6 protein-coding genes are annotated in these 13,259 nt (G+C 66.0%); 3 read left to right on the top strand and 3 right to left on the bottom strand.

From position 1 onward, the window contains the following. Positions 1-152: 152 nt before the first annotated feature. Both NCCP691_RS09515 and NCCP691_RS09520 read left to right on the top strand, forming a co-directional pair. A complete protein-coding gene (locus tag NCCP691_RS09515) occupies positions 153-752 on the top strand; it encodes an OmpW/AlkL family protein (protein ID WP_220808027.1) in 600 nt (199 codons plus the stop codon). Positions 753-908: 156 nt separating this feature from the next. Beyond that, positions 909-2,786, top strand: coding sequence for a potassium transporter Kup (locus tag NCCP691_RS09520; protein WP_220808028.1), 1,878 nt, complete (start codon positions 909-911; stop codon positions 2,784-2,786). Here the strand turns inward: NCCP691_RS09520 and rarD are convergent. After that, positions 2,776-3,660 (bottom strand): EamA family transporter RarD, encoded by an 885-nt coding sequence (gene rarD, locus NCCP691_RS09525; protein WP_220808029.1) that lies wholly within the window; start codon positions 3,658-3,660, stop codon positions 2,776-2,778. The two genes, NCCP691_RS09520 and rarD, sit on opposite strands and share 11 nt — an antisense overlap. A 429-nt stretch (positions 3,661-4,089) precedes the next feature. On the opposite strand from rarD, the gene NCCP691_RS09530 reads away from it, so the two are divergent. After that, positions 4,090-5,619: a hypothetical protein gene (locus NCCP691_RS09530; protein ID WP_220808030.1), complete on the top strand. Its 1,530-nt coding sequence runs from the start codon at positions 4,090-4,092 to the stop codon at positions 5,617-5,619. Positions 5,620-5,661: 42 nt separating this feature from the next. On the opposite strand, the gene icmF is transcribed toward NCCP691_RS09530, so the two are convergent. Next, on the bottom strand, positions 5,662-8,940 hold the full coding sequence (gene icmF, locus NCCP691_RS09535; protein ID WP_220808031.1) for a fused isobutyryl-CoA mutase/GTPase IcmF: 3,279 nt from the start codon (positions 8,938-8,940) through the stop codon (positions 5,662-5,664). A gap of 712 nt (positions 8,941-9,652) precedes the next feature. Beyond that, positions 9,653-13,198 carry an indolepyruvate ferredoxin oxidoreductase family protein gene (locus NCCP691_RS09540; RefSeq protein WP_220808032.1) on the bottom strand — a complete coding sequence of 1,182 codons (3,546 nt, stop codon included), beginning with the start codon at positions 13,196-13,198 and terminating at the stop codon, positions 9,653-9,655. Positions 13,199-13,259: the final 61 nt, after the last annotated feature.

Raw genomic sequence — 13,259 nt, forward strand, 5'->3', positions numbered from 1 at the left:
AGCACCCACTTGCCGCGCAGGCCACGCCGGTTCTCGTGTTCGGGAATCTTCGCATCTCGGGACCGTTTGACTTGCATCAATCAAATTGTTTCTTCCGCTCACTACACTCGGCCGCAGTTACTCACACAAGCACCTTCATAAGGGGAATCAACATGAAAAAGACAGTACTCGCACTCGCGGCTCTCGGCCTGCTCGCCGGACAAGCCATGGCACAGGAAAGCCCGTGGCTGGTGCGTGCGCGCGTGGTGAATATCGATACCGCGAACAAGTCGAGCGGTCTGATTGGCGGCGACAACGCCATCCGTGTCAGCGACAAGACCATCCCAGAACTGGACATCTCCTACTTCTTCACGCCGAACATTGCCGCTGAGCTGATCCTGACCTACCCGCAGAAGCACACGGTGCGTCATAGGGATGCTGGCCGCCTCGGCACTTTCAAGCACCTGCCGCCGACGCTGAGCCTGCAGTACCACTTCACGCCGAAGTCCACGTTCAGCCCGTACGTCGGCGCAGGTGTCAACTACACCCGCATCAGCAGCGTCAAGCTGGGTGGGGGCGCTGACCTGGAAAACGACAGCTTCGGCCTCGCCCTGCAAGCAGGCTTCGACTACAAGCTGGACAAGAACTGGTCGATCAACTTCGACGTCAAGAAAGTGCAGATCCGCAGCGACGTGACCGCAGGCGGCGCAACGGTCGCCAAGGTCAAGGTCGACCCGCTGCTCATCGGCGTCGGCATCGGCTACCGCTTCTGACAGCACGCAAGCCGGCGCCATGCCGGCAAGCCACAATGGAAGCCGGTCTCGCGACCGGCTTTTTTTATTGCACTTCATATTCCAGCGGAAAAGCACTTGCTTTCCGGCGCGTCGCGGCATATTGTGCGACGCAATAAAACTACCGTCGCCCTATCCTTGTCTACCGCCCAACCGAAAAGCAGCCTCGCCGCCCTGACGCTCGCCGCCATCGGCATCGTCTACGGCGACATCGGCACCAGCCCGCTCTACGCGATGAAGGAAGCGTTCGCCGAAGAGCATGGACTCGCACTCAACCCCGCCAACATCCTCGGCATCGTGTCCCTGATCGTGTGGGGCCTGATCGTCGTCGTCTCGCTCAAGTACGTCACCCTGGTGCTGCGCGCGAACAACCGCGGCGAGGGCGGCATCATGGCGCTGACCGCGCTGGTGCTGTCGTCGGTCAGCCGGCACAGCCGCGCGCACTATCCGCTGATGCTGCTCGGCCTGTTCGGCGCCACCCTGTTCTACGGCGACAGCGTGATCACGCCGGCGATCTCGGTGCTGTCGGCCATCGAGGGGCTGGAAGTGGCGGCGCCGGCGCTGCATCCGTACGTGGTGCCGGTCACGGTCGCGGTGCTGGTCGCGCTCTACATGCTGCAGGCGCGCGGCACCGCTGGCATCGGCAAGTTCTTCGGGCCGGTGATGGTGGTCTGGTTCGCCAGCCTCGCCGTCATGGGCGTCATCAACATCGTGGAAGAACCCGGCGTGCTGGCCGCGCTCAATCCCCTGCATGCGCTGCGCTTTCTGGAGCAGAACCGGCTGGTTGCCTTCATCGCGCTCGGCGCGGTGGTGCTGGCCTTCACCGGCTCGGAGGCGCTGTACGCCGACATGGGGCATTTCGGCCGCACGCCCATCCGCATGGCCTGGTTCTTCGTCGCCTTTCCGGCGCTGGCGCTCAACTACCTCGGGCAGGGTGCGCTGCTGCTGCACAATCCGGGCGCGGTCGGCAATCCCTTCTTCCAGCAGCTCGGCGCATGGTCGGTCTATCCGCTGGTGATCCTGTCGACCATGGCGGCGGTGATCGCCTCGCAGGCCACCATTTCCGGCACCTTCTCGATGACCAAGCAGGCGATCGCGCTCGGCTTCCTGCCGCGCATGCGCATCGAGCACACGTCGGAGAGCGAGTTCGGCCAGATCTACATCCCCACCGTGAACTGGCTGCAGCTCGCCGTGGTGCTGGCGGCGGTGATCGGCTTCGGCTCGTCCACCCACCTGGCGGCCGCCTACGGCATCGCCAATACCGGCACCATGCTGGTGACCACGGTGCTGACCTTCTTCGTGATCCGCTACCGCTGGAACTATCCGCTGGCGCTGTGCGTTTTCGCCACCGGCTTCTTCTTCACCATCGACGCCGCGCTGTTCTCCGCCAACGTGCTCAAGATCCTGCACGGCGGCTGGTTCCCGCTGCTGCTCGGCGTGGTGCTGTTCTCCATCATGCTGACCTGGAAGCGGGGCCGCACGCTGGTGTTCGACAACCTGCAGAAGCACACGATACCGCTGGAGGATTTCCTGCAGTCGCTGTTCGTCGCGCCGCCGGCGCGGGTGCCGGGCACCGCCATCTACCTGCGTGGCGAGACCGACGGCGTGCCGCACGCGATGCTGCACAACCTGGCGCACAACAAAGTGCTGCATGAGCGCGTGGTGTTCCTGACCGTGCACATCCACGAAGTGCCGTGGGTGCCGGTCGCCGAGCGCGTGCGTATTCATCCGCTCGGCCACAACTGCTTCCAGCTCAATGTGCACTACGGATTCAAGGACGAGGCCAACCTGCCGCTGGCGCTGGAGGCGGCGGCCGAGCAGGGCATGAGTTTCGAATCGCTGGAGACTTCCTGGTTCATCGCCCGCCAGAACGTCATCCACGGGCCGCAGCGCGGAATGGCGCCGTGGCGCGAGCACCTGTTCGTCGCCATGCAGCGCAACGCGCGCGGCGCGGCCGACTACTACCAGGTACCGTCCAACCGTGTGATCGAACTCGGCACGCAGATCACGATTTGACCGCCGGCGCGCGCCATGCGCGCCACAGGCTCTCGAGCGAATACACCGCCAGCGCGCTCCAGATCAGGACGAAGCCGGCGAGGCGGGCGCCGCCGAAGGGTTCGTGATAGAGCCACACGCCGAGCAGCAGTTGCAGCGTCGGCCCGATGTACTGCAGCAGACCGAGCAGCGACAGCGGAATCCGGCGCGCGCCCGAGGCGAACAGCAGCAGCGGAATCGCGGTGATCGGCCCGGCCGCGGCCAGCAGCAGCTGGGTGCTGGTGGAGGCGGCGATGAAGCTGTTCTGCCCGTGCAGCGCCAGCCAGCCGAGATAGGCCGCGGCAACCGGAAACAGCAGCAGGGTTTCCAGCGCCAGCCCTTCCAGCGCGCCGAGCGAGGCCGTCTTGCGCAGCAGGCCGTACAGGCCGAAGGTCGCCGCCAGCAGCAGCGCGATCCACGGCAGCGAACCCGCCTGCCACGTCAGCCAGGCCACGCCCGCCGCCGCCAGCGACACCGCCGCCCATTGCACCGGCCGCAGCCGCTCGCGCAGCACCACGGCGCCAAGCAGCACATTGAACAGCGGATTGATGAAGTAGCCGAGGCTGGAATCGACCACATGGCCGTTGTTCACCGCCCAGATGTAGATGAACCAGTTGGCCGACAGCAGCAATGCCGACAGCGCGAAGCCCGCCACCACGCGCGGCTTGCCGAACACCTCCCGCAGCCAGCCCCAGTGACGGCGCCAGCCCAGCACGGCGGCAACGAACACCAGCGACCACAGCATCCGATGCAGCAGGATCTCCAGCGGCGGCACTTCCTGCAGCGCCTTGAAGTAAAGCGGGAACACGCCCCAGATGGCGTAGGCGCTGGCGGCGGACAGGACTCCAGGATTCATGGCGGCTTAGCGAAACGTGAGGTGGGGGATTATCCCAGTATTCCGTTGCCCGCGCGCCGGCGCCCGAAAGAATGCGCAAGCGCCGACAAGCGCCCGCCGGGGGAGAAAAAGGCGGACGATGGCGGGCACTCACACCAGGATTGTCGACGCTCTGCCCGGTGCCGTGCGGGCGATGACGGAACGGTATGCCCGCATCCCGCCACTCATCGACATGACCGCTCACTGCCGGAGGCAACTGTGTTTGGTTTTCTCAGAAGGGTTACGCCCTTTCGCACCTCTCATCATCACGATGCCCCGAAAGAGCGTGAGGGCGCACGCGCGGCCGGTGGCTCGGGGAACGCAGGCGCTCCCGCGGAGCCGGGGCCGCCCGGGCGGGCATACCGGGCGAGCACGGGCGGCAAGGGGTTGCGGGAAAAACTGCAGGGACTGATGCGACGCCGCAAGAAGGACAAGCCGCAGCCTGTCGAAACAGGCGTGAGCGCGATCAGCGGCCCGGCCATGCCTGACACGGCGCGCATGCGTGGCGCGGGACCGGTCGGCGAAGCAGGGCCGGGCGCTGCCGCCGCGAGCGTCGTGAGCGATCCGGCCGCACCCGCATCACCCGGCGTTTCCGATTCGGCGGTGCGGAGCGAAGCTGCTTCCCGCCCCGCCCCGGAAGGGCGCGCCCTGACCGGGGCCGGTACGCACGGAACAAGCGGCGTTTCCGCCAAGGGACCCCGCCGGGTCGGCGCGCTTCAGCGCAAGCTGCTGGAAACGACCCGGACGGAGCAGTCAGGTCCCGCGGCTCCGCCTGAATTGCAGGGGCTGGGCTACGACCTGCGGCGTGCGCTGCAACTCGCGGATCGCGAGCACGGCTTTGAGCGCGACCCTGAAGAGCGTCCCGTCCAGCCATCGGCGCCCGGGCCAACTCAGGGGCCGGGCTCACGCTACGATCCCCAGCGGGTGCTGCGGGAGGTAGCCCGGGCAAACGGTATTGCCGACGGCACCGGCGGCGCCCTCAGGCGTGAGGAGCTGGCACCGGAACGTACACCGGTGCCGGATGAGCATGCAAACATGCGCCCGTCGACCGCCGCGAGCGCTACGACTTCGATGATCAGCGAGCCGGATTCCATGGAAGAGGAACTGGCGCCCGGCGACGATGAGCCGGGGGGCGTTGCGCTCCCCATAAGCGATTCGCCTGCCAGCGTGGCAAGCCTGGTCAGCGTCAGCGCGGATTCCTTGCCCTCGCCTCAGCAGGCCGAGATCGTGCTGCCGTGGGTACTGGAGAACAGCTTCGGCAACAGCTTGCAGAGAGCGATCGTCGTGGAGCTTCTGCGTAGCGGGGAACTTCCCGTCGGGCTGGCAGAACGGGAGAAACTCCTGGACGTAATCCCGAAGATTGCCGACATAATCACCAAAGTGATTCGGGATGTGGAATACGCGCCGTCCATCTCGTCCGCCGTTCAGGCCCGTCTGTCCTCTCTGGCAGGACAAGGTGAAGCAAGTATTGCGTCTGTGGGGCCAGATGATCCCAATGCCATGCCGTGGTTAGTCCTCATCCGCTGGCTGCCGAGCGATGCGCTTCGAAACCGCGCCTTGCAACTTCTCCGCGGCGAAATTCCGAGGGAAGAGAACGAAGAGGTGCTGGGGACCATACACGAACTTGCCGTGGCGGCGACAAGGTTGATCGAAGCACAGAGAGATGTCGACGCGCTCAGGAGTCTATATTCGCTGGCGATAAGTGCCGGACAGGCAATCGACCCGGAGCCGCCCGCGCAGGAGCCCGGAAGACCGGGCTCGACTATCAATTCTCCGAGGTCGCACAGGCCGCATCAGCGCCACGCAGCCCTGCCTCCCGTGAACGAGCCGGACATACCGGGCAACGCCAGTACGAGATCCGGCTCTTCCGGCGGGAGCGGGCGCTTTTATACTCCGGATCCCGGCGAGCCGCCTCCCGGCTCACCCGACACCACCCGGTAGCGACGCCGGCTCCCGGCAGCATGGATCGAAGCGGCGCGGGACCTACATATTGCGCCGGTACTGCCCGCCCACCTCGAACAGCGCATTGCTGATCTGCCCGAGCGAGCATACGCGGACGGCGTCCATCAGCACCTCGAACACGTTGCGGTCCTCGATCACCGCCTGCTGAAGCCGCGCCAGCATCGCCGGCGCCGCGCCGGCATTGCGCTGCTGGAATTCGGCCAGGCGCGCCAGCTGCGACTGCTTCTCTTCCTCGGTCGAGCGCGCCAGTTCCAGCTGTTGCGGGGTCGCGTCGCCCTTCGGATTGCGGAAGGTGTTGACGCCGATGATCGGCAGCGTGCCGTCGTGCTTGAGGTGCTCGTAGTACATCGACTCTTCCTGGATCTTGCCGCGCTGGTAGCCGGTCTCCATCGCGCCGAGCACGCCGCCGCGCTCGGCGATGCGCTCGAACTCCTGCAGCACCGCTTCTTCCACCAGGTCGGTCAGCTCTTCGATGATGAAGCTGCCCTGGTTCGGGTTTTCATTCTTGGCCAGGCCCCACTCGCGGTTGATGATGAGCTGGATCGCCAGCGCGCGGCGCACCGATTCGTCGGTCGGCGTGGTGATCGCTTCGTCGAAGGCGTTGGTGTGCAGTGAATTGCAGTTGTCGTAGATCGCGATCAGCGCCTGCAGCGTGGTGCGGATGTCGTTGAAATCGATCTCCTGCGCATGCAGCGAGCGGCCGGAGGTCTGGATGTGGTACTTGAGCTTTTGCGAGCGCTCGTTGGCGCCGTACTTGTCGCGCATCGCCACCGCCCAGATGCGGCGCGCCACCCGGCCCAGGACCGTGTACTCCGGGTCCATGCCGTTGGAGAAGAAGAACGACAGGTTGGGCGCGAAATCGTCGATGTGCATGCCGCGCGCGAGATAGGCTTCGACGAAGGTGAAACCGTTGGCCAGCGTGAAGGCAAGCTGGGAGATCGGGTTGGCCCCGGCCTCGGCGATGTGATAGCCGGAGATCGACACCGAATAGAAATTGCGCACCTGGTGGTGGACGAAAAACTCCTGGATGTCGCCCATCACCTTCAATGAAAACTCGGTGGAGAAGATGCAGGTATTCTGCCCCTGGTCTTCCTTGAGGATGTCGGCCTGCACCGTGCCGCGCACGTTCTGCAGCACCCAGGCGCGGATCTTCTGCGCTTCGTCGTCGGTCGGCTCGCGCCGGTTGTCGGCGCGGAACTTGTCCATCTGCTGGTCGATCGCGGTATTCATGAACATCGCCAGGATGGTCGGCGCCGGCCCGTTGATCGTCATCGACACCGAAGTCGCCGGGTCGCACAGGTCGAAGCCGTCGTACAGCACCTTCATGTCGTCGAGCGTGGCGATCGATACCCCGGAGTTGCCGATCTTGCCGTAGATATCGGGGCGCGGGGCGGGGTCGGCGCCGTACAGCGTGACCGAGTCGAAGGCGGTCGACAGGCGCTTGGCCGGCATGCCCTCGGAGACCAGCTTGAAGCGGCGGTTGGTGCGGAAGGCGTCGCCCTCGCCGGCGAACATGCGGGTCGGGTCCTCATTCTCGCGCTTGAAGGCGAACACGCCGGCGGTGTAGGGGAAGGAGCCGGGCACGTTCTCGCGCATCAGCCAGCGCAGGATTTCGCCGTGGTCCTCGAACTTCGGCAGCGACACCTTGCGGATGATGTTGCCCGACAGGGTCTTGTAGGTGAGGCGGGTGCGGATTTCCTTATCGCGGATCTTCACCACGTATTCATCGCCCGAGTAGGCCGCCTGCATGTCGGGCCACATTGCCAGCAGCTTCTTCGCCGCCGGATCGAGATGGCCGTCGCGCTCGGCGATCAGCGCATCGAAGCCGGCGTTCTGGCCGGCGGCCGCCAGCATCCGCTTCGCTTCCTGCAACTGCTGGCGTTCGCGCGCGAGCTTCACCTGCTTTGCCGTGTTGGCGTGGTAACCGCGTAGGCTGTCGGCGATCTCCGCCAGGTAGCGGCTGCGTGCCGGCGGCACGATGGCGTTGCGGCCGGAAGAGTGGCGCACGTCCACCCGCGCCAGCTTGCCCGGCCCGGCCTTCAGGCCCAGTTCCGTCAGCCGAGGCAGCAGACCCTGGTAGAGCGCGGTCACGCCGTCGTCGTTGAAGCGCGAAGCCTGGGTGCCGAAGACCGGCATCTCTTCCGGCCGCTTCATCCACAGTTCGCGGTTGCGCTGGTACTGCTTGGCGACGTCGCGCAGCGCGTCCTGCGCGCCCTTGCGGTCGAACTTGTTGATCGCCACGAAATCGGCGAAATCCAGCATGTCGATTTTTTCCAGCTGGGAGGCGGCGCCGAACTCCGGCGTCATCACATACATCGACACGTCCACGTGCGGCACGATCGCCGCGTCGCCCTGGCCGATGCCGGAGGTTTCGACGATCACCAGGTCGAAGCCCGCCACCTTGCAGGCCGCGATCACGTCAGGCAGCGCCTGCGAAATCTCCGATCCCGCCTCGCGCGTGGCGAGCGAGCGCATGAAGACCCGGGTCTGGCCGTTCCAGGGATTGATCGCATTCATGCGGATACGGTCGCCGAGCAGCGCGCCGCCGGACTTGCGGCGCGAGGGATCGATGGAGATCACCGCGATGTCGAGCGCGTCATCCTGGTCGAGGCGGATGCGCCGGATCAGCTCGTCGGTGAGCGAGGACTTGCCCGCGCCGCCGGTGCCGGTGATGCCGAGCACCGGTGTCTTGATGGTGTCGGCGCGCTTGTGCAGTTCGGTCTTGAGCGCCGGCGCGGCCTTGCCGTTCTCGAGCGCGGTGATGAACTGCGCCAGCGGGCGGTGGCGGGCCGCCATTTCGCCCTCGGCGAGCGCCTCCACCGAGGTCGGCGCATAGCCGGACAGGTCTGTGTCGCAGGCCTCGATCATGGACAGGATCATGCCCGCCAGGCCGAGCCGCTGGCCGTCTTCCGGACTGAAGATGCGCGACACGCCGTAGGCATGCAGGTCCTCGATCTCGCTCGGCACGATCACGCCGCCGCCGCCGCCGAAGACCTTGATATGGGCGCCGCCGCGTTGCCGCAGCAGGTCGATCATGTACTTGAAATACTCGACATGCCCGCCCTGATAGCTCGACACCGCGATGCCCTGCGCGTCTTCCTGCAGGGCGGCGGTCACGATTTCATCCACCGAGCGGTTGTGCCCGAGATGGATGACCTCGGCGCCGTTGGCCATCAGGATGCGGCGCATGATGTTGATCGAGGCGTCGTGGCCGTCGAACAGCGAGGCGGCGGTGACGAAACGGACCTTGTTGGCGGGCTTGTACTCGGTGAGCTTGCGCGATACGGACAGATCGGTCATGGCTTGTCTCTTTGAACTCTCTCATGGGAGCGCCGGGGCTGGCCCGGCGCTTCGTTTTATTTTGACGTTTACGTTAACGTCAATCTAGCATGGCGTCAAACCGGTTTTCCGTCGTCCGGCCGACATTTCTTCCCGGTAGTGCAGGCCTCCGTGCCTGCACAAAACCAGCCGGACCGGAGAGAAGGCTATGCTGGCTCTCCGGTCCACGTCCGCAGTGCAGGCAGGGACGCCTGCACTACCTGCTCTGCCCCGGTAGTGCAGGCCTCCGTGCCTGCACAAAACGCGCCGGACCGGAGAGAAGGGGCGCTGGCTCTCCGGTCCACTTCCGCAGTGCAGGCAGGGACGCCTGCACTACCTGCTCTGCCCCGGTAGTGCAGGCCTCCGTGCCTGCACAAAACCAGCGGGACCGGAGAGAAGGGACGGCTCTCCGGCCGACGTCCGCCGTGCAGGCAGGGACGCCTGCACTACCTGCACTGCCCCGGTAGTGCAGGCCTCCGTGCCTGCACAAAACCAGCGGGACCGGAGAGAAGGGGCGGCTCTCCGGCCGACGTCCGCAGTGCAGGCAGGGACGCCTGCACTACCTGCTCTGCCCCGGTAGTGCAGGCCTCCGTGCCTGCACAAAACCGGCCGGACCGGAGAGAAGGGTCGCTGGCTCTCCGGTCCACGTCCGCCGTGCAGGCAGGGACGCCTGCACTACCTGCTCACGCGCAACCTACGCCGCGTGCGGCAGCCCGGTTTGCGGCAACGCAAACTGCGCCAGCAGTGCCGCTCTTTCCTTGCGATAGGCCTCCACCGCCGCCAGCTTCACATGGCCGAAGCCGCGCACCTGTTCCGGAAGAGCGGCGATCCGCACCGCCAGCGCATGGTTGTCGGCACGCAGCCCGTCCAGCAGGCCGAGCACGGTTTCCCGGTACTCCGCCGCCAGCCGTCTTTCCATCCGGCGCTCGGCGGTATAGCCGAACACGTCGAGCCGGGTGCCGCGCAGCCGCCGCATCCGCGCCAGCATCCGGAAAGCCTGCCACACCCAGGAGCCATACTCCGCCTTGACCAGCCTTCCCTGGCCATCCTTCTTCGCCAGCAGCGGCGGCGCCAGGTTGAATTTCAGGGTGAAGTCGCCGTCGAACTGCTGCCTGAGCTGCTCCGTGAACCGGCCGTCCGTGTACAGGCGCGCCACCTCGTATTCATCCTTGTACGCCAGCAGCCTGAAGTACGACTTCGCCACCGCCCGTGCCAGGCTGTCGCCGAGCCCGAGCGTGCTTTCCCGTTCGCGCACCGCCTCGACCAGCGACGCATAGCCCGCCGCATAGTCCGCATCCTGATAGTCGGTCAGGAAGGCGACGCGGCGCCGCAGCAGCGCGTTCAGACCCTGCGGCGGCTGCAGCGTCACCGGCTGCGCCGGCGTGGCGACGCGCTCGACCCGCGCCGGATCGACAGCCGCGCGCCGGCCCCAGGCGAAGCTCTGCTTGTTGGCCTCGACCGCGACGCCGTTGAGTTCGATCGCGCGCAGCAGGGCGGCTTCCGATACCGGCAGCGCACCCTTTTGCCAGGCATAGCCGAGCATGAACAGATTGGTCGCGATCGCATCGCCCATCAGCGCCGTCGCCAGCCGGGTGGCGTCGATATAGTCGGCGCGGCCGGCCACCGATTCGTTGATCAGCGCCTGCACCTCGGCGAACGGGAATTCCCAGTCGCGGTTCTTCGTGAAATGCCCGGTCGGCTGCTGATGGGTGTTGATCACCGCCCGCGTGCGGCCGGGCCGCATCTTCGCGATCGCGTCCTGCGCGCCGGCGGTCAGCATGTCCGCGCCCAGCACCAGGTCGGCCTCGCCGGTGGCGATGCGTTGCGCGCGTATCGTGCCGGGCACGCGGGTGATGCGGATGTGCGAAGTCACCGAGCCGTTCTTCTGCGACATGCCGGTCATGTCGAGCACCGACACCCCCTTGCCCTCCAGGTGCGCGGCCATGCCGACCAGCGCGCCGATGGTGATCACGCCCGTGCCGCCGATGCCGTTGAGCAGGATGTTGTAGGGCGTGTCGCAGGCCGGCAGCACGGGTTCCGGCAGCGGACCGAAATCGACGTCCTGGCGCTTGCCGCCGCCGCGCTTTTTCAGGCTGCCGCCTTCCACCGTGACGAAGCTCGGGCAGAAGCCCTTCACGCAGGAATAGTCCTTGTTGCAGGAGGACTGGTCGATCGCGCGCTTGCGCCCGAACTCGGTCTCCAGCGGCAGGATGGAAGTGCAGTTGGACTGCACGCCGCAGTCGCCGCAGCCCTCGCAGACGAGTTCATTGATGAACAGCCGCTTCGGCGGATCGGGATATTCGCCCTTCTTGCGGCGGCGGCGCTTTTCGGCGGCGCAGGTCTGGTCGTAGATCAGTACCGAGACGCCGGGTACCTCGCGCAGTTCGCGCTGCACCGCGTCCATGTCCTTGCGGTCGTGCAGGGTGACGATGGACGGCAGCGAAGACCGGTCTTCGTAGCGGCTCAGGTCTTCGCTCACCAGCGCGATGCGCTTCACGCCCTCGGCGGCCATCTGCTGCGCGATCATCGGCACCGAGGTGATGCCGTCGACCGGCTGGCCGCCGGTCATCGCCACCGCGTCGTTGTAGAGGATCTTGTAGGTGATGCTGACCTTCGCCGCCACCGCCGCCCGGATGGCGAGATAGCCGGAGTGGAAATAGGTGCCGTCGCCGAGGTTCTGAAACACGTGGGGCAGCGCGGAAAATGCCGCCTGTCCGATCCAGGGCGCGCCTTCGCCGCCCATGTGCGTGGTCAGCTTGTTGTGTTCCGGGTAGATCGCGGTCGCCATCACATGGCAGCCGATGCCGGCCAGCGCCAGCGATCCGTCCGGCACCCTGGTCGAGGTATTGTGCGGACAGCCGGAGCAGTAATACGCCGGGCGCGGCGGCGTGTTCACGGCCTTCGACAGGACCTTGTCCTTGGCTTCGAGGAAGGCCAGGCGCGCCCTGATCAGGTCGCTGGTGTGGAAGCGGGCGATGCGCTGCGCGATCACGCGGGCGATCTGCGCGATCGAGAAATCCGCCTTCGGCGGCAGCAGCCATTCGCCGCGCGGATGCACCCATTCGCCTTTTTCGTCGAACTTGCCGATCACGCGCGGGCGCACGTCGTCGCGCCAGTTGTAGAGCTGTTCCTTGAGCTGGTATTCGACGATCTGGCGCTTTTCCTCGACCACCAGAATCTCGTCCAGGCCCTGCGCGAACTCGCGTACGCCGTCGGGCTCCAGCGGCCACGGCATCGCGACCTTGAACACGCGGATGCCGATGTCGGCCGCCATCCTGTCGTCGATGCCCAGCTCTTCCATCGCTTCCATCACGTCGAGCCAGGACTTGCCCGAGGCGATGATCCCCAGCCTGGCCTTCGGGCTGTCGATGGTGGTGTGGTTGAGTCTGTTGGCGCGCGCATAGGCGAGCGCGGCATAAATCTTGTAGTCCTGCATCAGCGCTTCCTGCTTGCGCGCCTGGATGCCGAGGGTGTCGGTGGACAGCCGGGTGTTGAGGCCGCCTTCCGGCATGACGAAATCGGTCGGGTATTCGATCTTCAGGCGGAACGGATCGGCATCGACCGACGCCGTCGACTCCACCGTGTCGGCCAGCGCCTTGAAGCCGACCGCGCAGCCTGAATAGCGCGACATCGCCCAGGCATGCAGTCCGAGGTCGAGGTATTCCTGCACATTGCACGGATACAGCACCGGGATCATGCAGGCGGCGAAGATGTGGTCTGACTGGTGCGGCAGGGTGGAGGAGTAGGCGCCATGGTCATCACCCGCCACCAGCAGCACGCCGCCGTGCTTCGCCGTGCCGGCGTGGTTCATGTGCTTGAAGACATCGCCGCAGCGGTCCACGCCCGGCCCCTTGCCGTACCACATCGCAAACACGCCGTCGTATTTCGCCGGCCCGATCAGGTCGACCGTCTGCGTGCCCCAGACCGCGGTCGCCGCCAGGTCCTCGTTCACGCCGGGTACGAAGCGGACATGGTTTTCCTCCAGCAGTTTCTGCGCCTTCCACAGATTCTCGTCCAGCCCGCCGAGCGGCGAGCCGCGGTAGCCGGAAATGAAGCCGGCGGTATTGAGCCCGGCGGCGAGGTCGCGCTGGCGCTGCATCAGCGGCAGGCGCACCAGGGCCTGGATGCCCGAGATGAAGATCTTGCCGGAGGTGGAAGTGTATTTGTCGTCGAGCCTGACGGGGGCGAGGGCAGGGGCGGATGCCCGCCCGGCAGCGGCCGCTGCGGGTGTGGCTTGCATGAGTGTCTCTCTCCAGAATGGATGATTCGGATGGCGCCCCACCGTAACCGCCGGGTAAGAC

Source organism: Noviherbaspirillum aridicola, assembly GCF_019656455.1.
Taxonomy (GTDB): domain Bacteria; phylum Pseudomonadota; class Gammaproteobacteria; order Burkholderiales; family Burkholderiaceae_D; genus Noviherbaspirillum; species Noviherbaspirillum aridicola.

What these genes read in the sequence shown, in the direction of transcription:
- icmF (WP_220808031.1), bottom strand. Translation starts at nt 8,940, where the DNA reads ATGACCGATCTGTCCGTATCGCGCAAGCTCACCGAGTACAAGCCCGCC.
- NCCP691_RS09540 (WP_220808032.1), bottom strand. Translation starts at nt 13,198, where the DNA reads ATGCAAGCCACACCCGCAGCGGCCGCTGCCGGGCGGGCATCCGCCCCT.
- NCCP691_RS09530 (WP_220808030.1), top strand. Translation starts at nt 4,090, where the DNA reads ATGCGACGCCGCAAGAAGGACAAGCCGCAGCCTGTCGAAACAGGCGTG.
- rarD (WP_220808029.1), bottom strand. Translation starts at nt 3,660, where the DNA reads ATGAATCCTGGAGTCCTGTCCGCCGCCAGCGCCTACGCCATCTGGGGC.
- NCCP691_RS09515 (WP_220808027.1), top strand. Translation starts at nt 153, where the DNA reads ATGAAAAAGACAGTACTCGCACTCGCGGCTCTCGGCCTGCTCGCCGGA.